At 47.9% G+C, this 19,183-nt stretch carries 19 protein-coding genes; 10 read left to right on the plus strand and 9 right to left on the minus strand.

The window, feature by feature from the left end:
* Positions 1-11 precede the first annotated feature (11 nt).
* Positions 12-1,277, minus strand: a complete 1,266-nt coding sequence (locus LRP49_RS14020) for a GntP family permease (protein ID WP_274142928.1) — start codon at positions 1,275-1,277, stop codon at positions 12-14.
* A 124-nt stretch (positions 1,278-1,401) separates the two neighbouring features.
* Entirely contained in the window at positions 1,402-2,553 is a 1,152-nt protein-coding gene (locus LRP49_RS14025; protein WP_274142929.1) for a sugar diacid recognition domain-containing protein, read from the minus strand.
* Positions 2,554-2,633: 80 nt separating this feature from the next.
* On the opposite strand from LRP49_RS14025, the gene LRP49_RS14030 reads away from it, so the two are divergent.
* The 6 genes from LRP49_RS14030 (at position 2,634) to LRP49_RS14055 (ending at position 8,780) form a co-directional block, all read left to right on the plus strand.
* Positions 2,634-3,011 (plus strand): YacL family protein, encoded by a 378-nt coding sequence (locus LRP49_RS14030; protein ID WP_274142930.1) that lies wholly within the window; start codon positions 2,634-2,636, stop codon positions 3,009-3,011.
* Positions 3,012-3,291: 280 nt separating this feature from the next.
* Positions 3,292-3,630, plus strand: coding sequence for a P-II family nitrogen regulator (gene glnK, locus LRP49_RS14035; RefSeq protein WP_002537421.1), 339 nt, complete (start codon positions 3,292-3,294; stop codon positions 3,628-3,630).
* A 19-nt stretch (positions 3,631-3,649) separates the two neighbouring features.
* Positions 3,650-4,879: an ammonium transporter gene (locus LRP49_RS14040; protein WP_274142931.1), complete on the plus strand. Its 1,230-nt coding sequence runs from the start codon at positions 3,650-3,652 to the stop codon at positions 4,877-4,879.
* Between the two features lie 158 nt (positions 4,880-5,037).
* Positions 5,038-6,054: a Fe(3+) ABC transporter substrate-binding protein gene (locus tag LRP49_RS14045; RefSeq protein ID WP_274142932.1), complete on the plus strand. Its 1,017-nt coding sequence runs from the start codon at positions 5,038-5,040 to the stop codon at positions 6,052-6,054.
* Positions 6,055-6,123: 69 nt separating this feature from the next.
* A complete protein-coding gene (locus LRP49_RS14050; protein WP_274142933.1) occupies positions 6,124-7,755 on the plus strand; it encodes an ABC transporter permease in 1,632 nt (543 codons plus the stop codon).
* On the plus strand, positions 7,752-8,780 hold the full coding sequence (locus tag LRP49_RS14055; protein WP_274142934.1) for an ABC transporter ATP-binding protein: 1,029 nt from the start codon (positions 7,752-7,754) through the stop codon (positions 8,778-8,780). The genes LRP49_RS14050 and LRP49_RS14055 overlap by 4 nt, the downstream gene beginning before the upstream one ends.
* A gap of 64 nt (positions 8,781-8,844) precedes the next feature.
* Here the strand turns inward: LRP49_RS14055 and LRP49_RS14060 are convergent, their stop codons facing one another.
* Positions 8,845-9,426, minus strand: coding sequence for a TetR/AcrR family transcriptional regulator (locus LRP49_RS14060; RefSeq protein ID WP_274142935.1), 582 nt, complete (start codon positions 9,424-9,426; stop codon positions 8,845-8,847).
* Positions 9,427-9,674: 248 nt separating this feature from the next.
* On the opposite strand from LRP49_RS14060, the gene hpt reads away from it, so the two are divergent.
* A complete protein-coding gene (gene hpt, locus LRP49_RS14065; RefSeq protein ID WP_078750848.1) occupies positions 9,675-10,208 on the plus strand; it encodes a hypoxanthine phosphoribosyltransferase in 534 nt (177 codons plus the stop codon).
* 60 nt (positions 10,209-10,268) lie between these two features.
* Here hpt and can read toward each other — a convergent pair whose 3' ends face one another.
* Positions 10,269-10,919, minus strand: coding sequence for a carbonate dehydratase (gene can, locus LRP49_RS14070; protein ID WP_274142936.1), 651 nt, complete (start codon positions 10,917-10,919; stop codon positions 10,269-10,271).
* A 250-nt stretch (positions 10,920-11,169) separates the two neighbouring features.
* On the opposite strand from can, the gene LRP49_RS14075 reads away from it, so the two are divergent.
* Genes LRP49_RS14075 through LRP49_RS14085 form a run of 3 tightly spaced genes read left to right on the plus strand, consistent with a single transcriptional unit; the run spans position 11,170 to position 14,529 of the window.
* Positions 11,170-12,822: a SulP family inorganic anion transporter gene (locus LRP49_RS14075; protein ID WP_274142937.1), complete on the plus strand. Its 1,653-nt coding sequence runs from the start codon at positions 11,170-11,172 to the stop codon at positions 12,820-12,822.
* 16 nt (positions 12,823-12,838) lie between these two features.
* A complete protein-coding gene (locus tag LRP49_RS14080; protein WP_274142938.1) occupies positions 12,839-13,762 on the plus strand; it encodes an ABC transporter ATP-binding protein in 924 nt (307 codons plus the stop codon).
* Entirely contained in the window at positions 13,759-14,529 is a 771-nt protein-coding gene (locus tag LRP49_RS14085; RefSeq protein ID WP_274142939.1) for an ABC transporter permease, read from the plus strand. Before LRP49_RS14080 ends, LRP49_RS14085 begins: the two co-directional genes overlap by 4 nt.
* A 43-nt stretch (positions 14,530-14,572) precedes the next feature.
* Here the strand turns inward: LRP49_RS14085 and panC are convergent, their stop codons facing one another.
* The 5 genes from panC to gluQRS all read right to left on the minus strand — a co-directional run bounded on the left by panC (position 14,573) and on the right by gluQRS (position 19,132).
* The gene (panC, locus tag LRP49_RS14090; RefSeq protein ID WP_274142940.1) at positions 14,573-15,457 is read right to left on the minus strand and encodes a pantoate--beta-alanine ligase; all 885 of its coding nucleotides are present in this window, start codon (positions 15,455-15,457) and stop codon (positions 14,573-14,575) included.
* Between the two features lie 14 nt (positions 15,458-15,471).
* The gene (gene panB, locus LRP49_RS14095) at positions 15,472-16,266 is read right to left on the minus strand and encodes a 3-methyl-2-oxobutanoate hydroxymethyltransferase (RefSeq protein ID WP_274142941.1); all 795 of its coding nucleotides are present in this window, start codon (positions 16,264-16,266) and stop codon (positions 15,472-15,474) included.
* A gap of 50 nt (positions 16,267-16,316) precedes the next feature.
* Positions 16,317-16,799, minus strand: a complete 483-nt coding sequence (folK, locus tag LRP49_RS14100; RefSeq protein ID WP_274142942.1) for a 2-amino-4-hydroxy-6-hydroxymethyldihydropteridine diphosphokinase — start codon at positions 16,797-16,799, stop codon at positions 16,317-16,319.
* Positions 16,796-18,190, minus strand: a complete 1,395-nt coding sequence (gene pcnB, locus LRP49_RS14105; protein WP_274142987.1) for a polynucleotide adenylyltransferase PcnB — start codon at positions 18,188-18,190, stop codon at positions 16,796-16,798. The genes folK and pcnB overlap by 4 nt, the downstream gene beginning before the upstream one ends.
* Before the next feature lie 69 nt (positions 18,191-18,259).
* On the minus strand, positions 18,260-19,132 hold the full coding sequence (gene gluQRS / locus LRP49_RS14110) for a tRNA glutamyl-Q(34) synthetase GluQRS (RefSeq protein WP_274142943.1): 873 nt from the start codon (positions 19,130-19,132) through the stop codon (positions 18,260-18,262).
* Positions 19,133-19,183 lie beyond the last annotated feature (51 nt).

Here is a 19,183-nt window from a genome sequence, read left to right on the forward strand (position 1 = left end):
AGCAACGTCCTTTAAACAAACAGACCAAACACACCAAAGATAAGGGTAGAAACCAGCGCAATCACAAAACCAACCGCTGATTCATAAGGGATAAGCTTCAAACGTTCTTTCATGTCCATGTGAACCGCACCGCCCGTAGCATGGAAGAAACTTCCGTGTGGCATATGGTCAAAGACCGTGGCACCTGCATGAATCATTGCTGCACCCGCAAGAGCCGGTACACCTAATTCAAGAATAGTGTTTGCAAATACGCTACTTGCAACGGCGGTGCCTGCGGTTGTTGAGGCTGTAGCCAGTGACATCAGTGCGCCAGAGAACGGTGCCAGCAGGTAAGACGGCAAGCCAGAAGAGGTCAAAATATCGATAAGACCGCTCTTCAACCCGGAATTCGCGATGATCCCTGCCAACGTACCTGTACCCAGCAACATCACAGCAACCGGAGCCATGCGATTCAAGCCTGATACCGCAAAATGGTTAGTATCTCGACCGCGACGCATTGCCAGCGCACCCAGAAGACCACCCAGAGGTAAGGCAATCAGCGGGTCAATGTTGATTCCAGCGATCGGGCGAAGAGCCAGTAAAGAGATAGCCACCATAGGGGCAACGATTGCAGCACCAAATGAAGGCAGGCGGCTCATATCGACTTTCACAACTTCATGCTCAGCAACCTTACTTCCGCGATTAACAAGCTTTAGCGCAATGAAGTAAGCGGCTACGAGTCCGAACAAACCTGGGATAACACCTGCCGCCATAACAGAAGTTAGGGGAACATTGAATGCGTCAGCAGCAGCAATGGCATTTGGGTTTGGCGACATCACGTTACCGGCTTTACCGCCGCCAACCATGGCGAGCAGGATTGCCATTTTCGAAAGGTCAGCGCGACGTGCGATAGCAAGCGCAATTGGCGCAACGGTAATAACCGCCACATCAACGAATACACCAACGGCGGTCAGGATCATGGTTGCGACTGCCAGTGCGAGAAGCGCACGGGTTTCGCCAACCTTCTTAACAATGGTTTCAGCGATGGTCGTTGCTGCGCCTGATTCAATCAGAACACCAGCAAGCACACCGGCTGCAAGAATACGAAGCACTGCAGTGACAATGCCTTGTGCACCACCAATCATCAGTGAAACTGTGTCAGTTAGGGACACGCCGCCGACGATACCACCAACAAGCGCACCAATGATCATGCCGTACGCTGGCGGCACTTTTCTTAAAATTAGGGTAATTGAAACGATTAAGGCGGCGAGGGCGCCCAGAGTGGAAACTTCGGTCATCTCATACATCTCAGCTGAAACGAAAAACTGACGGCACTTTACGCCGTCTTCCGTTGAGGAGCTTTAGACAATTGCCTGAATTTTGATGGGCATAAAGCGGGCTAATTTGTGCATGTGCACAAATTTAGTGGCTGCGTTGCCATTTTAAGAAGGATAAATAGAGGCTGGTTTTATCCTCTAACCTATTGATATCAAATGATGTAATCTCATTGATACGTTGCAGTCGATAACGAAGCGTATTTCGGTGAATATGCAGCTTTTCGCACGTATGAACTAAATCACAGTTTTGATCGAAATATACGGTGAGGGTCTTAAGTAAGGTGCCTCGACTGTCCTCTCCCTGCAATCGGAGCATAGGTTCCAGTAACTGCTTGGTACGCCAATCTTCTTCTGGCATCGCACTTAAAAGGACGGGAAGGGTATGATCTTTGTAGTAAATCACCGTGTCGTTTGGCGTACTGGCTTCAAGGGTAGCACTTGCTGTTTGGTAAGAACGCGCGAGTCCTTTTAATGTAGGGAAATAGCCACCATAGGCAATTTGTACGCTAAATGCTTTTTGCTCGGCAATTCGTTTTAGAAGCTTTAGAACCTTCTTTTCCTCGGTGTTGCGAGACCACTCGCCGTTTTCAATCGTGATGGGTTTTAGTACTACGATTTCATTACGTGACACCGACGTGATACCGACGAGGTTGTCCCGCTCGGGATACTCCAGCATATGCACCATTTTTTGCAGGTGCTCTAGAGAAAGTGCGTCAGCTTTATTGGGAATGAGTCTGAAAAGGGTCGCGACTCTGGGTTGCTCTAGGTCCAAATCCAAGCGCTGCGCGATAGAGACGAGTTGACCTGCATTGAGCTCCGATTCGCGAATGAGCTGTAAGACCAACTCCTCTCGATGACGCTTATCCCATTGCATTTGAGAGATAAATGCTGCTTGTTCAACGATCAGCTCAGCGGTCATTTTGACGAGTTCACCAAAGCTTCTTACTGTATCGGGCTTACCTGAAATACCAACAACACCAATGGCAATGCCGTTAAATATAACCGGCAAATTGATACCCGGTCTCACCCCCATAAGGAGGTTTGAGGCGGCCTCATCAATTTCGACCACTCGGTTTTTTGTCAATGCTAAAAGTGCACCTTCGTGTTTTTGATGCAAACGACTTGGATCGCCGGATCCTATAATTAGCCCTTGCTCATCCATGACGTTGACGGAATGACCAATAATTTTCATCGCCCTTTCGACGATTTGGCGCGCGATCATGGTATTGAGTTGCATTGGGTCTAAAGATCCTGAAAATGAGCTGACTTTCTAACAGTATCAGCCAGAAGTAAGCCGATACAAACCGAGGATACTACGTGGATTACGAATTTCGACGCAATACTTTAGACGACAGTTTTCATGCGGAGTTTTCCATGGGACATGAAGCACTGGGACGCTGGTTGGTTGATGAGTTGGGCACCGACCACAGTGCGATTGATGAAGTATTGGATAACCTAAAACACATTATGGAGCAGGGCGGGGAATGGAACCGTTCTGGGAAGGTATTCCACCTTCAAGTGCTTCAAGAAGAAGCTCTGATTCAAGCCAACATCACCATTGAAGGCTTTGAGGAAGAAATGCCGGATCAGGATCTTCATGCTTATGATGAGGAAAGCGTGTCACTTTGTGGGCCAGAAGACCTTCTTTTGGTGCTGGAAGCATGGCAAGACTTCATTCGCCGCTACGGAAGGTAACCTACTGATTTATATAGCGTGCGGTAAAGGAGTATCGCATGTCTGATTTTTTAACTTTTCCTGCCTAAAATTCTTATCGCCACTTCTTGGTGCACTATATTTGCTTCATCTCACGCTTGCCTTAAAACAGTGATCTTAACGCACCAATATGGTGCGAGTAATTTCTGAGTTGTCATGGGTTTTTATATAACCAATTGAAATTTATTAAAAATAAATTTTGGCACGCGATTTGTTTATTACTTGTTAAGAACATCTTTACATTTGGTTCAAGGAGACGGTGATGAAACTTATCAATGCGATAATTAAGCCATTCAAGCTCGACGATGTGCGTGAAGCACTCGCAGAAGTGGGCGTCGACGGCATGACAGTATCAGAAGTAAAAGGCTTTGGCCGCCAAAAAGGTCATACAGAACTGTACCGCGGTGCTGAATATCAAGTGGATTTCCTGCCGAAAGTAAAACTGGAAATTGCAGCGCACAGCGAAAACGTCGACGAAATTATCGAAGCCATCAGTAAGGCGGCACAGACCGGCAAAATTGGTGACGGCAAAATTTTTGTTTATGACCTCCAACAAGCCGTGCGTATTCGTACTGGTGAGATGGATGCGGAAGCTATTTAAGGTTTAGGGAGTAAGAAAGATGGAACTGACTACAACTGTGACAGAGTTGCGATACGCACTCGATACCTTTTTCTTTTTAATTTCAGGTGCACTGGTTATGTGGATGGCGGCAGGTTTTGCCATGCTTGAAGCAGGTCTGGTGCGTTCTAAAAACACCACTGAAATTCTCACCAAGAACGTTTGTTTGTATGCGATTGCATGTACGACTTACCTGCTGGTGGGCTACAACATCATGTATGTCGACAACACAGAAGGCGGCTGGCTGCCATCGTTCGGTGCCTTGATTGGCACTCAAGGCGAAGGCGCGGACCACTCTCTTGAATCAGACTTTTTCTTCCAAGTTGTCTTTGTTGCTACCGCAATGTCAGTGGTTTCAGGTGCGGTTGCTGAGCGCATGAAGCTTTGGGCTTTCCTCGTGTTTTCTGTGGTACTGACTGCGGTTATTTACCCGGTTGAAGGTTACTGGACTTGGGGCGGTGGCTTCCTGTCAGAAGCCGGTTTCAGTGATTTTGCGGGCTCAGGTATTGTTCATATGGCGGGTGCTGCAGCAGCATTGGCGGGTGTACTTCTGCTAGGGGCGCGTAAAGGTAAATACGGCAAGAACGGTCAAATTTACCCAATTCCAGGTTCAAACCTGCCATTGGCAACACTGGGTACTTTCATCCTGTGGTTCGGTTGGTTTGGTTTCAACGGTGGTTCACAGTTGATGATCTCCGACTTTGAGAACGCGACAGCGGTCGGTCAAATCTTCCTTAACACTAATGCCGCCGCAGCAGCGGGTGCCATTATTGCGCTAGCAGTATGTAAAGTGACGTGGGGCAAAGCTGACCTGACAATGATTCTGAACGGTGCGCTGGCTGGTCTGGTAGCGATTACTGCAGACCCACTGTCTCCGTCTCCAGTAGCAGCTATTACAATTGGTGGCTTGGCTGGTGCGCTGGTTGTTCTTAGCATCATTGGTTTGGATAAGTTGAAAATTGATGACCCAGTGGGTGCAATCTCTGTTCACGGTACCTGTGGTCTGTTTGGTCTGCTGGCAGTACCTTTCACCAACGCTGATGCGACGTTTGGTGCACAGCTATTTGGTGCGGCGGTCATCTTCGCTTGGGTATTCGGTGCAAGCCTGCTTGTATGGGGCGTGCTGAAAGCAACAATGGGTATCCGTGTTGGCGAGGAAGAAGAGCTTGAAGGTATGGACTTCCACGATTGTGGTGTAGATGCTTACCCTGAGTTTGTTAGCGTGAAATAACTCGAAACAAAATACGCATTAGAGAAGGCCCGCATCTAAGGATGCGGGCCTTTTTTGTTCATTTTTAATGAATTGACGTTGCGCGGGCAATGATGATGTGTATACTAATCGTATTGATAAACGTTCTCATTATTATTGTTGTTTGGAAGGCAGGGAATATGAAAAAAATGCTGTCAGCATCAGCTTTGGTGCTAGGAGTTATGGGTACGGGTGTAGCAAATGCTGCTGAAGAAGTGAATGTTTACTCTTACCGTCAGCCATTTTTAATTGAGCCAATGCTAAACGAGTTCACCAAGGAAACTGGTATCAAAGTAAACGTGAAGTTTGCTAAGAAAGGTATGGCTGAAAAAGTTGAGCAAGAAGGCGAGTACAGCCCTGCTGATGTTCTGCTGACCGTTGATATTTCCCGTCTAATGGAACTGGTTAACAAAGATTTGGTTCAATCTGTTGACAGCGAAACCATCGAAGAGAACGTTCCTTCACAATACCGCGACAGCGATGATCGCTGGTTTGCACTCACTACGCGCTCTCGTGCTGTTTATTCGTCTCGTGACCGTGTAGGCAAACTGGGCGACGATTTTGACTATATGGATTTGGCAAAACCTGAATTCAAAGGAAAAATCTGTACTCGCTCTGGCAAACACCCATACAATGTGTCACTGGTTTCAGCAATCATCGCAAATCACGGTGAAGCAGAAGCTAAAGCGTGGCTAGAGGGCGTAAAAGCTAACCTAGCGCGCAAACCACAAGGTAACGACCGTGGCCAAGTGAAGGCTATCTCTGAAGGCCTGTGTGACGTGTCTTTGGGTAACAGCTACTACTTAGGTAAAATGCTGGCAGACAAAGAGCAGCAAGCTTGGGCTGATAGCGTTTACCTGAACTATCCAGGCCAAAACGCTGATGGTACTCACGTAAACATCAGTGGTATGGCGATGGCGAAGTACGCGCCAAACAAAGAAAATGCACAAAAACTGATGGAGTTTTTGACGTCAGATAAAGCACAGCAGATGTATGCGGAAGTGAACTTTGAAGAGCCAGTGAAGCCGGGAGCAAATAGCTCTGAGCTGGTGGCATCTTGGGGTGAATACACAGCAGACAACTTGCCTCTAGAAACCATTGCAGAGAACCATGCGAAAGCAGTGAAACTTCTTGATGAAGTGAAATTCGACCTGTAATGGCAAAAAGAAAAAAGGGGGATTGATATCCTCCTTTTTTGTGATTCTGACGCCATGATGTAGTAGGCAATGTTAGAACAAAACCGCTTTTTAAAAACCAGTAGCTGGGTGTTTTCCTTGCTGCTGGTTTTGCCGATTTTGGCGATCTTCTATACCGCACTCGGTGATTCGGATGATGTCTTTGGACATTTGATGTCGACCGTGATGGGAACGTATACCCTCAATACTGCACTGCTCGTCGTAGGAACAGTATTACTCTCTATGCTGATGGGCATACCTTCCGCCTGGCTAATGGCGCGATACACCTTGCCCGGTGAACGTTGGTTACAATGGGCTCTGGTGTTACCGTTAGCGATGCCGGGTTACATCGTCGGTTATATCTATACCGATTGGTTTGATTATGCAGGCCCCATCCAAATTCTGCTCAGAGAACTGACTGGCTGGACGTCGGCGGCACAATACTGGTTCCCAGATCTTAGAACCTTGCCGGGTGCGTGTTTTGTACTGGCACTGGTGCTTTACCCTTATATCTACCTGCTTGCTCGTGCGTCGTTTATGGAGCAAAGCACAACGTTGACGCAATCTGCACGCTTGCTGGGTTGTTCACCTATGCAGGCATTCTGGCGGGTTTCTCTTCCTCTCGCGCGCCCAGCTATTGCCGTAGGGGCTTCCCTTGTTGCCATGGAAGCACTTGGCGACTTTGGGACCGTGAGTTACTTTGCGGTCAGCACCTTGACCACGGCGGTATATGACACTTGGCTTGGTTATTCCAATTTGAACGCCGCTGCAAAAATCTCCGCCATTATGCTTGTTGTGATTTTCCTTTTGATCAGCAGCGAGCGGTATAGCAGACGTAAACAAAAGCTTTTCAGCCAAAACGCCGCTGCGGATAAAATTGCCAAATTGGAATTACATGGCAAATCTAAGTGGTTAGCGGCTATTTGGTGTTGGGGGCTTTTTACTATCGCTTTCGCGGCACCCCTAGGCCAATTATTGATTTACGCATGGGGATATCACTCTGACAGCTCGGCCGGCGATTTTGCGCAATACAGCTTTAACAGCCTGTATGTTTCAGGCATTGCTGCTGTGATTGCCGTGTTTATTGCGATGCTAGTGAATTTCTATCGACGCAATATCGGTTCGGCGGCGAGTAACGTACCGCTTCGAATGGCCTCATTAGGGTATGCTGTACCCGGAACAGTTTTGGCGATCGGTGTATTAATTTTCCTCACCAGTGCAGACCACATGATCAATGACATTGCCAAAGAGATGGGGTGGGGACGTCCTGGCCTGCTCCTTTCCGGTACTATGTTTGCGCTGTTAACGGCGTTTGTTGTTCGATTTAGCGCGGTTGCAATAGGCAGTATTGAATCGAGCCTCGCAAAAGTGTCTCCTTCGCTTGATATGGCGGCACGTACCATGGGCTGTAATGTCAAAGAGATGATTAAGCGTGTTCAGTTACCGCTAATCCGCCGAGGCTGTTTGATTGCCATGTTGTTAGTGTTCATCGAATCAATGAAGGAGTTGAATGCCGCATTGCTGCTGCGTCCGTTTAACTTCGAAACATTGGCGACTTATGTGTTCAACTATGCCTCTGATGAGCACTTGGAGTATGCAGCAATGCCTGCAGTATTGTTGGTGTTAGTCGGACTCGTCCCCTTAATCATGATTAACCGTTCTTTGGAGCAAAGCCACTCATGAGTGATGCGTTAACCGTTAGTAATCTGATTTGTCGCTATAACGGCCAGGCCGTGCTCAATGATTTGACGTTCAATGTTAAGAAAGGCGAAATCGTCTGTCTGCTAGGGGCGAGTGGCTGTGGCAAGACGACATTGCTTAAAGCCATCGCAGGATTGTTGCCGCTTGATGCTGGGAAGATGAGCATCAATGGACGCACGATAGTCGACAGCAATATGAACGTGCCACCAGAGCAGCGCAAGATAGGGATGATTTTCCAAGATTACGCGTTGTTCCCGCATCTGACGGTGGCTGAAAATGTGTCATTCGGTTTAAAAGGTTGGGACAAAGCGACCATTGGTCAGCGTGTCAGCGAAATGTTGGCCTTGGTGAAATTGGATGGTCTAGAAAAACGTTATCCGCACCAACTCTCCGGAGGTCAGCAACAGCGTGTTGCCATTGCTAGAGCGTTAGCGAGCAAACCCGATCTCTTGCTTCTGGATGAGCCATTTTCGAATATTGATACGCAGGTTCGCCACAGTCTCATCAAAGAAATTCGTCGAATTTTTAAAGAGCAGGGGGTGACCGCCATTTTTGTGACGCATAGTCGTGAGGAAGCGTTCGCTTTTGCAGATAAATTGGCAGTCATGAACCAAGGTGTGATTGAGCAATATGGTGGGCCAACCGAGCTTTACTACACACCTAGTAGCCGCTTCGTTGCGGATTTTCTGGGGCATGGTTCCTACGTGCCAGTTAGGCTCAACGGTGATAAGAAAATGCATACGCCGCTGGGGGATTGGGCGGTGGATAAAGCCTCTGATGGCAGTGAACTAGAATGGCTGATCCGTCCGCAAAACCTGACAATTTTGCCGGATGAGATGGGTAATGGTACCGTGACTGACGTACAGTTTATGGGTGACAGTTGCCGCTATTTGGTGACAGTGAATGATCAAAACCTGATGGTTTACTCAAACCAACTCCTTGGGATGGGGGACAAGGTAACGCTTGATATTCGCCCTCATGAGCCGATCTTGTTCAAGCCGCAGTGACGCGACTTCACGGCGTTTAGTAAAAGAAAAAAACCGGCGAGAACGCCGGTTTTTTTGTGCTGACTTACTTCCCACAAAGCATCTCGATATAGCCATCAGCCTGTAGAGACAAGGCATCCTTGTCGGGCTGTTGGTGAGCTTGGAGGTAGAGGATGTAACAAATGCCATCAAACATTCGCGCCAATTCCATTGGCTTTTCCGCACCCTGATCTGCAAAAAGGCCGGAAATACGATTGAGAAGTTCATTGCGACCATTTACATAGTTCGGCCAGATGTCCTCACGGATAGAGGTACTCCATTCAAACCAAACTTTGAGCCACTCTTTGTCATCTAACGCCGCGTCGATGAGTGCATTAGAGATACGTAAAAGAGAGGCGCGTGCGTCCTTGTCATCACTGATATTGCTGAGAATGAGAGCCTTGAACGCTGCTTCAGCTTCACTGAGCACGACATCTACCAGTTCTTCTCTGGTTGGAAAATAGTTGAAGACAGTTGCCACTGATACATTCGCCATATCGGCGATGTCAGCATGACCTGCTCGTCCTATTCCGCGCTTTGAAAATACTTCCATGGCGAATTTGAGCAGTTGTTCTTTGCGCTGTTGTGGTGACAACCTTGTACGAGTGCGTCCACTTGAAGTAGCCATATTATTCCCTGCCAACTTTATTTAGAAATACCTATTGGTGCATTTCACTGTTTTTATTTGATGTAACTGTTTGATATATAACTGTGCAGAAAGCGTACAACAGCAACAAGTTGCAGTTCAATGTTTAACCAGTGATTAAGTGTCGAAATTTTGACATCTATCGAGAGTAGGATTGGACACAGTGCGATGATAGAATGTGCGACCTCATTTACACAGGTAGTCAGACGGGATATCCGTCGAGGTTTAGAATGAAACATACTGTCGAAGTGATGATTTCAGAGCAGGAAGTCCAGCAGCGCATCAAAGTGTTGGGTGCTGAAATCACTGAGCACTATAAAGGTTCCAATGACTTGGTCATGGTTGGCTTGCTACGTGGCTCTTTTGTATTTATGGCTGACCTAGCACGTGCGATTGAATTGCCACACTCTGTGGACTTCATGACAGCGTCTAGCTATGGCAACGCCATGGAAAGTAGCCGTGATGTTCGCATCCTGAAAGATTTGGATGATGACATCAAAGGTAAAGACGTATTGCTGGTTGAAGACATCATTGATACAGGCAATACCTTGGCGAAAGTGCGTGAGATCCTGTCTCTGCGTGAGCCTAACTCTATCCGTATTTGTACGTTGCTGGATAAACCAGAGCGTCGTGAGGTCGAAGTACCTGTGGACTGGTATGGCTTTAAGATCCCGGATGAGTTCGTGGTAGGCGTGGGTATCGACTACGCACAAAAATATCGTCACCTGCCATTTATTGGCAAAGTGGTACCACTGGAAGATTGATCTTCTGCGTGAAAAAAAAGCGACCTCAGTGGTCGCTTTTTTTGTGTCTGCATCGTTGGTTTAGCTGTCTGGAACTAACTCTGCCATTGCTGCATCATAGCCAGCTTCCAACGTTTGCGTGTTGTTTGCTGTCATACCGAGATCTTTGAGTACGCCATCGCTGATGTCATAGAACCAGCCGTGGATTTTAATATCTTGGCCTCGTTCCCATGCTGAACGCAGTATGGTTGAACTTCCTAGGTTGTACACTTGCTCGGCGACATTTATCTCACACAGTCGGTTGCCTTGTTCTTCAATACTGAGAGAGCTTAGGTAGCGTTTGTGTTTACGATAGAGATCGCGAATGTGGAGAAGCCAGTTATTGATAAGACCCAATTCAGGGTTTTCAATGGCAGCGTGGACACCACCGCAGCTATAGTGGCCGCAAATGATAATGTGTTTAACCTGAAGAACATCGACTGCATATTGCACCACGGACAGGCAATTGAGATCGGTGTGAATGACTTGGTTTGCTACGTTTCGGTGAACAAATAACTCACCGGAAACTAAACCCGTCAATCTTTCGGCGGGTACCCGGCTGTCTGCACAACCAATCCATAGATACTCAGGGTGCTGAGATTTTGCCAGCTCCGCAAAGTAAGCAGGATTGTCTTCCTTAATGGATTTAGACCACTTTTGATTGTTCGCGAGTAGCTGCTTAATTTGTGCCATGGCACCTCCCAAAATCTAGCCGCGGGACAATATACACCAACAGAAATCATATTTAGATACAATTTAACACTTTCTTCTCAATATATTAGCTCATCCTACCAGCAATAAGATTGGTATAACTGACCCTTAGTGCCTTTTATTGTCGGTATAATGGCAGCGTATATCGGTTTTATACCTAAGATACTTGAGACTGAGATCTTCAGATTGTTTAGGTATGTCCGAACAAGGAAGTAGTTATAGGGAGTAGTTTGTGCAGTTTGAACGATTCAAACATTGGAGCCTTAAAGGGGACTTATTTGGCGGTGTAACGACTGCGATAATTTCATTACCGCTTGCTCTTGCCTTTGGTGTGGCATCTGGTGCGGGAGCTGAAGCGGGTTTATGGGGAGCCATATTGGTTGGCTTATTTGCCGCACTGTTTGGTGGATCCTCTACGTTAATTTCGGAGCCGACGGGCCCGATGACCGTTATCATGACGGCGGTCCTGACATCCATGATGGCACGCTATCCTGAAACGGGCATGGCCATGGGCTTCACCGTTGTGATGATGGCAGGTGCATTCCAAGTCCTTCTCGGTACGCTAAAACTCGGTAAATATGTCACCTTGATGCCCTACAGCGTGATATCTGGGTTTATGTCGGGTATCGGTGTCATTCTCATCTTGCTTCAGTTGAGTCCTCTTTTGGGACAGCCTGCACCGTCAGGTGGCGTCCTTGGTACGTTACAAGCACTGCCAGAGACATTGGCTAATATCAGTTTTAAAGAGTTACTGCTCGGTGCTCTGACGCTGGGTATTTTGTTTTATTTCCCTAAAAAGTATCGCAAATATGTTCCGGCGCAGCTGGTGGCGTTGGTGCTGGTTACTTTGCTTTCAGTGATCTTATTTGATACCGACAGTATTCGCCGTATTGGTGAAATCCCCACAGGGCTGCCTTCCATCATATTCCCAACGTTTACGCCTGAGCTTTTCTCGACCATGCTTGTTGACGCTTTGGTTCTTGGCACCTTGGGCTGTATTGATACCTTGTTGACCGCTGTTATTGCAGACTCGCTAAGACGTGAAGAGCACAATTCTGATAAAGAGCTGCGAGGTCAAGGTATTGCGAATATGATCTCTGGTCTTTTTGGCGCATTGCCGGGTGCGGGGGCGACCATGGGAACCGTGGTTAACATTCAAGTTGGCGCGCGCTCACCGGTAGCAGGCATTGTTCGCGCACTGATCCTTGCCGCAGTCGTGCTGGTAGCGGGATTTTTGACTGAGCCGATTCCAATGGCGGTACTGGCAGGCATCGCCCTGTATGTGGGGATTAATATTCTCGATTGGAGCTTCTTGCAGCGTGCGCACAAGGTGAGCCTTCACCAAACGGCGATTATGTATGGCGTCATGGCACTGACTGTGTTTGTGGACTTGATTGTGGCAGTCGGTCTTGGCGTGTTTATTTCTAACATCGTGATCATTGAGCGTCTTAGTCGAGAGCAAGCTAAGCAGGTAAAAGCCATCAGTGATGCGTATGATGATGACGTTCCGCTCACTGAAGAAGAGCGCGAGTTATTGGACAGTTCAGAGGGGAAAGTGTTGTTTTTCTATCTCTCTGGCCCGATGATCTTCAGCGTATCTAAAGCTATCGCTCGTCAACACACACGTATCGGTGATTATCGCGTTATGATTCTCGACCTAAGTGACGTACCACTGATAGATATGACGGTGGGCTTAGCGTTAGAGAATGCGATTGCCGATGCCAGAGATTCAAACTGTACGGTGTTCCTGTTAAATCCTCATCAACAGACACAAGATCAGTTGGACCGACTCCATGTGGGAGACTGGATCAGTGAGGCGCATATGTTTGATTCCCGTCATGATGCACTGTATGCCGCGAAGCGGTTGACGGAAGTGATGCCCTAAAACAACAGCGAGACTTATGAAAGCAATCGAAATAGACAGCCTAGTCAAGGTCTACGGCAAAGATGTCAACGCACTAAAGGGTGTGTCTTTATCCGTTCAGCAGGGCGATTTCTACGCTCTGCTCGGACCGAATGGTGCGGGCAAATCCACCACCATTGGCATTATCAGTTCGCTGGTTAATAAAACCTCTGGGTCGGTAAAGATCTTTGGCTATGACATAGACACGCATCTCGTCGAAGCCAAGCGTCAACTCGGCTTGGTACCACAAGAGTTCAACTTCAATCAGTACGAGAAAGTTGAGCAGATCGTGGTTAATCAAGCGGGCTATTACGGCGTTGAACGTGCGGAAGCCAAAGTGCGTGCGAAGAAGTATCTGACCATGCTCGACCTTTGGGAGAAGCGAGACCAACCAGCACGCGCTCTGTCTGGCGGTATGAAACGACGATTGATGATTGCTCGCGCATTGATGCATGAACCTAAATTACTGATCCTCGATGAGCCGACGGCGGGTGTCGATATTGAACTACGCCGTTCTATGTGGTCATTCCTGCGTGAAATAAACCAGCAGGGGATTACCATCATTCTGACGACCCACTACCTAGAAGAAGCCGAAATGCTATGCCGAAACATTGGCATCATTAACCGAGGCGAGTTGATTGAAAACACCTCGATGAAAGCACTGCTGCAAAAGCTCGATGTAGAGACCTTTATTCTCGACCTTGCTCCAAACAGCAAAGTGACGGCCATAGACGGCGTTGCGTGGCAACAGGTAGATGACCATACATTGGAAGTGGAAGTGCATAAGTCAGTTGGTTTGAATACCGTATTTAGCCAGCTATCTGAACAAGGCATTCAGGTACTTTCGATGCGCAATAAGGCGAACCGCTTGGAAGAGTTGTTTGTCACTTTGGTGCGTGAGAATGCAGAGGTGGCACTATGAGTAAGCTTTATTGGGTAGCTTTTAAGAGTCTAATAATAAAAGAGATATCTCGCTTTGCGCGTATCTGGGTACAAACATTGGTACCTCCTGCCATTACGATGACGTTGTATTTCGTCATTTTTGGCAATCTGATTGGCAGTCGAATTGGTGAGATGGGCGGTTTTAGCTACATGGCCTATATTGTGCCTGGCCTTATCATGATGTCGGTGATTACCAATTCGTATTCCAATGTGGCATCGTCCTTTTTCAGTGCCAAGATGCAGCGCAACATTGAAGAGTTGATGGTTGCTCCTGTACCGAACTACATCATCATCGCTGGTTATATTGGTGGAGGTGTCAGCAGAGGGTTGGCCGTTGGTACATTGGTGACAGGCGTATCTTTGTTCTTCGTTGACTTACATATTGCGCATTTGGGCGTAATTGTCGCAACGGTATTTCTAACCTCGATTCTGTTCTCGCTCGGCGGCTTAATTAACGCAGTCTACGCGCGCACTTTTGACGATATCAGTATTATCCCGACCTTCGTGCTGACGCCATTGACGTACCTTGGCGGCGTGTTCTACTCACTGTCTTTGTTGCCAGAGTTTTGGCAAGGCGTGTCGAAGCTGAATCCGATTGTCTATATGGTCAATGCTTTCCGTTATGGCTTTCTCGGCGTATCGGATGTCAGTATCGTCACCTCGTTTACCGTTTTATTGGCGTTTATCGCTGTGCTCTACTCTATCGCTTGGTACCTTATTTCTAGAGGGATAGGGCTTCGCACCTAACGGTGACAGAAGAATAAAAAAAACCGCCTTTCGGCGGTTTTTTTTATTCTTCTTCTTCGCTGCTAGCAGCGGCAGGTGGTGTGATATCCACCGTCAGGTTGTCAATCAAACGTACCTGACCCAAGAAGGCTGCAGCGAGCACAACGGCTTTTGTCGTTTGCTCTGTGATTGGCTGCAGTGTGTAGGCATCACGAATAAAAATGTCGTCAGGTTCTAGACCGGCAGCACGCAACTGATCGTTGCCGTCCAGCACCAATTCGCTGTAGTCAGTACGACCGCCGCGCATTTGGCTGCTGATCCAACGCAGAGTTTTTGATAGCACAGGTGCGCGTTGGCGTTCATCTACGGTCAAACGCGTGTTACGGCTGCTCATCGCCAATCCGTCCATTTCACGCACGGTTGCAACAGGCAGTATTTCAATCGGCAGGCAAAGATCAGCGACCAACTTGTTGATCACTGCTAACTGCTGGAAGTCTTTCTCGCCAAAACAAGCAACGTCTGGCTGGACCATGTTGAACAGCTTGCTGACAACGGTGGCAACGCCTTTGAAATGGCCTGGACGAGAGCTGCCCTCTAGGATGGATGACAGACCAGGAACGTCGACACAGCTGTGCTGTTCCATACCGTTTGGATACATCACTTCCACAGTGGGAGTAAAGACAATCTCCACGCCCTCAGCGTTTAATTTCGCTAAGTCATCGTCCATCGTTCGAGGGTAAGAGGCGAGATCATCCGCTTTCTCAAACTGCATCGGGTTAACGAAAATGCTCACAACCACTACGTCTGCGGCTTCTCGTGCTTTGCGAACGAGGGTCATATGACCATCGTGTAGGTGTCCCATAGTAGGAACAAAAGCAATACGCTGCCCTTCACGACGCCATTGAAGGATCTGTTCACGGAGTGGGGCAATATCAGCGATCACTTGCATAACTTCAGCATTCCTTAATTAAACGTCTGCTCAGGGCCAGGGAACTCGCCACTTGCAACTTCGTCGATATAGCGAGAAACAGCCAAACGCATGTCGCCAGTTTCTGCCAGATAGTTTTTAGAAAAACGAGGGATATAGTTGGCGGAAATTCCAAACATGTCGTGCATGACGAGAATTTGACCGTCAGTCGCATTCCCCGCGCCAATACCAATGACAGGCACGCGCACTGAATCTGTAATTCTGGCTGCCAGAGCTTTTGGTACACACTCTAACAAGATGATTTGTGCGCCAGCTTTTTCGAGTGCAAGCGCATCTTCCACCATCTGCTCGGCTTTTTCTTCATCACGACCTTGAATTTTGAAACCACCAAAAATATTTATTGATTGTGGTGTCAGGCCAAGATGGGCACAGACTGGGACTGCGCGTTGCGTTAGCTTGGTGACGGTTTCTGCCAACCACGCACCACCTTCTAATTTGACCATGTTTGCGCCAGCTTTAATTAAAACAGCTGCGTTTTCACAGGCTTGCTCAGGTGTGGCGAACGACATAAATGGCATATCAGCCATTAACAGACAGTTTGGGCTGCCTGCGCGTACGCTACGCGTGTGGTAAGCAATGTCTTCAAGAGAAACAGAAAGCGTATCGCTTTTACCTTGAAGTACCATTCCTAGGGAATCACCGACAAGGAGAACCGGCATTTCCTGTTGTTCGAAGAGTTGGGCAAAACTGGCATCGTAGGCTGTTGCCGAGGCAAATTTACGTCCTTCTTGCTTCCATGCCATTAAGGTGTTTATCGTAATTTTTTTCATCTTGTCTCCCAAACCCTGCTTGCTTCGTAGTTCTAACCTTGGCGAGTGCACTAAGCCAGAGCCGTTAAACCGTTTTTATCCGTTACGGTAACGAGCTCTGCAACAGTGCTGCCATCAGGCAGGTGCAAGTCAGGGGCAATTTCGGCGAGAGGGTAAAGCACGAACTCACGCACTTTCATCCCGTAGTGTGGAACGGTTAACCGTTCACTTTCCAGTTGGAGGTCTCCATAAAGGAGAATGTCCAAATCTAGCGTTCTTGGGCCCCAGCGCTCATCTTTGCGCTCTCGTCCAAACTCAAGTTCAATACGCTGGGTTTGGTCTAGAAGATCTAACGGATCTAGCTCAGTGTCAATGGCGGCAACCGCATTCACATAGTCTGGCTGGTCCGAGGGGCCCATTGGCTTACTGCTATACAGCGAAGAGCAACTGACAAACGTGGATGCCGGTAGACGCTTCAATGCATCAATTGCATGGGTTGCTTTTTCTACCGGGTTACCCAGATTACTGCCAATGGCTATGTAAGCACGGATCATGATTCTTGTTTCGATTGCGGCTTCTTGCGGCGAGGCTTGCTCTTACGGCGGCGCACTTTTTTATTGTTGCTGGCCTTGTTCAGAACCTGCACCATGTTGTGTCGCGCATCGCGCTCTGACTTTTGGAAGGTATCCCACCAATTAGCCAGCTCTTTGAGTTGACCGCCTTCAATCTGGCCACGCATTTCAAGAAAATCAAATGCAGCACGGAACTTAGGTTGCTCGAGCAGCTTGTATGCTCGGTTACCTGAGCGACGGCTCAGACGAAGCTGAAGTTGCCAAATGTCGCGGATCATCGCAGTGAAACGACGCGGAATCGCGATTGATTTCACTTGCTCATCCAAGATGTCATTTGCTGCAACCATAAAGGCATCGTAGTAGCTCAAACCGCTTTCAAACGCGATCTCTTCTGCTCGCGTCTCTAATGGATACCACAACATCGCGGCATACATAAACGCAGGATTGATGCGTTGTTCTTTCTCCACGCGTGCATCTGTAGAGCGAAGCACTAGCTCTAGCATCTGTTCACATTTACTGTTGCGATCTTCGGTGAAGTGCTCTTCGAGGATCGGGAACAGTGGCGCAAACAGGTTATAGTCTCTGAGCATCTGGTAGGTAGCTAGACCATGACCAGCTTGCAGCAACTTCAAGCTTTCTTCGAACAGACGTGCAGCAGGAATATCACGAAGCAGATGTGCGAGTGCCGGCATCGGTGCGGCAGTTGCTTCATTGATTTTCATGTCGAGCTTAGCGGCAAAGCGAACAGCGCGAAGCATGCGAACGGGATCTTCACGGTAGCGAGTTTCAGGGTCACCAATCAAACGGATTACTCCGCTTTCAAGGTCATCCATGCCACCGGCATAATCGCGCACCGAAAAATCGTCGATATTGTAATAAAGCGCGTTAACCGTGAAATCGCGGCGTTCTGCATCTTCATCAATCGTGCCATAAACGTTATCGCGCAGGAGCATGCCGTCGTTAGACTGACTGGCAAACTTTGCTCCTTTATCCCCACCGTGGTGACCACGGAAGGTTGCAACTTCAATAACGTCGCGGCCGAATAGGATATGTGCAAGGCGGAAACGGCGGCCTACTAGGCGGCAGTTTCTAAACAGTTTGCGCACATCTTCTGGCGTTGCATTCGTTGCAATATCGAAATCTTTTGGCTGTTTATTAAGCAGCAAATCACGCACACCACCACCAACGAGGTATGCTTCGTAGCCAGCCTTATTCAGGCGATAGAGCACTTTCAGCGCATTTTCGCTGATATCTTTTCTTGATATACCGTGCTCTTGGCGAGGGATAACTTCTAGCTTAAGGTCATCGATATCGCGCGTTTTATTATCACGATTCAATACCTTACGGCAAAAGCTGGTAACTCGATTAAAGATAACTCACCTCGTATCTGACAGGTCGGGCCATAAAAAAAGACGGCATATGATATATCACGCAGCAGCGTTTTAGAAAGCTGTAATGACTTCCGTCTCAGAAGGCAGCTTGCTGCTTTGCCAATTTTCAACACCCCAAGCGAGTAAAGTTTCGACAGGGGCGCCGTGTAATTCTTGTGGAATGGCATGCCCTAAAAATGCCATTGCCGCTTCCATTGCCGGGCCAGGATTATTATTGTCTATAGCTGGCGCATGGTTTTGCTTAGATAGCTTATTACCGTCAGCGTTGAGTGCAAGTGGCAGATGTAAATAACTCACCGGTGTTTTCCCCAACTTCTGATAGAGGGAAACCTGCCTTCCTGTGGGTTCGATTAAGTCTGCACCGCGTACGACCTGGGTAACGTTTTGATAAATATCGTCTAATACTACCGCCAAGTTGTAAGCAAACAATCCATCTCTGCGCTTAATAATGAAATCTTCACTGGCCATGGATAGGTCTAATTTTATCAGGCCATGCTTAATATCGGTAAATTCTACGACCGGATTGTCAATTTTGACACGTACTGATGCTCCATTACTGCTCAATTGACGCTCGCGACAGGTGCCAGCATAAAGCCCGCCCGCATCTTTAATCTGACGTCGTGTGCATTGGCAATAGTACGCTTCCCCTGATTTTAGCCAATCTTCTATTTGAGCTTGATATGCGTCGTGCCGCGTGTGTTGGTAAAGAATGCCACCGTCCCAGTGCAAGCTATACGCGTCCAAGGTTCTGAGGATCGCATCGGCCGATCCTGCAACTTCTCGGGGAGGATCGATATCTTCTATACGTACTAACCATGACCCATGATTTGCCTGAGCTTGTAAATAGCTGCCGACAGCCGCAACTAAGGAACCAAAATGTAGCGGTCCGGAAGGGGATGGGGCAAAACGTCCTACGTAATGCATATCTTTATTGCCTGTTTAAAAAGGAAAAAGGGAGCATAAGCTCCCTTTTTG

It is taken from the genome of Enterovibrio qingdaonensis (assembly GCF_028683135.1).
GTDB classification, from domain to species: domain Bacteria; phylum Pseudomonadota; class Gammaproteobacteria; order Enterobacterales; family Vibrionaceae; genus Enterovibrio; species Enterovibrio qingdaonensis.

Excerpts from the sequence above, each read along its gene's own strand:
- LRP49_RS14020 (WP_274142928.1), bottom strand. The coding sequence starts at position 1,277 with ATGACCGAAGTTTCCACTCTGGGCGCCCTCGCCGCCTTAATCGTTTCA.
- LRP49_RS14025 (WP_274142929.1), bottom strand. The coding sequence starts at position 2,553 with ATGCAACTCAATACCATGATCGCGCGCCAAATCGTCGAAAGGGCGATG.
- glnK (WP_002537421.1), top strand. The coding sequence starts at position 3,292 with ATGAAACTTATCAATGCGATAATTAAGCCATTCAAGCTCGACGATGTG.
- LRP49_RS14040 (WP_274142931.1), top strand. The coding sequence starts at position 3,650 with ATGGAACTGACTACAACTGTGACAGAGTTGCGATACGCACTCGATACC.
- LRP49_RS14045 (WP_274142932.1), top strand. The coding sequence starts at position 5,038 with ATGAAAAAAATGCTGTCAGCATCAGCTTTGGTGCTAGGAGTTATGGGT.
- LRP49_RS14050 (WP_274142933.1), top strand. The coding sequence starts at position 6,124 with ATGTTAGAACAAAACCGCTTTTTAAAAACCAGTAGCTGGGTGTTTTCC.
- LRP49_RS14055 (WP_274142934.1), top strand. The coding sequence starts at position 7,752 with ATGAGTGATGCGTTAACCGTTAGTAATCTGATTTGTCGCTATAACGGC.
- LRP49_RS14060 (WP_274142935.1), bottom strand. The coding sequence starts at position 9,426 with ATGGCTACTTCAAGTGGACGCACTCGTACAAGGTTGTCACCACAACAG.
- hpt (WP_078750848.1), top strand. The coding sequence starts at position 9,675 with ATGAAACATACTGTCGAAGTGATGATTTCAGAGCAGGAAGTCCAGCAG.
- can (WP_274142936.1), bottom strand. The coding sequence starts at position 10,919 with ATGGCACAAATTAAGCAGCTACTCGCGAACAATCAAAAGTGGTCTAAA.
- LRP49_RS14080 (WP_274142938.1), top strand. The coding sequence starts at position 12,839 with ATGAAAGCAATCGAAATAGACAGCCTAGTCAAGGTCTACGGCAAAGAT.
- LRP49_RS14085 (WP_274142939.1), top strand. The coding sequence starts at position 13,759 with ATGAGTAAGCTTTATTGGGTAGCTTTTAAGAGTCTAATAATAAAAGAG.
- panC (WP_274142940.1), bottom strand. The coding sequence starts at position 15,457 with ATGCAAGTGATCGCTGATATTGCCCCACTCCGTGAACAGATCCTTCAA.
- panB (WP_274142941.1), bottom strand. The coding sequence starts at position 16,266 with ATGAAAAAAATTACGATAAACACCTTAATGGCATGGAAGCAAGAAGGA.
- folK (WP_274142942.1), bottom strand. The coding sequence starts at position 16,799 with ATGATCCGTGCTTACATAGCCATTGGCAGTAATCTGGGTAACCCGGTA.
- gluQRS (WP_274142943.1), bottom strand. The coding sequence starts at position 19,132 with ATGCATTACGTAGGACGTTTTGCCCCATCCCCTTCCGGACCGCTACAT.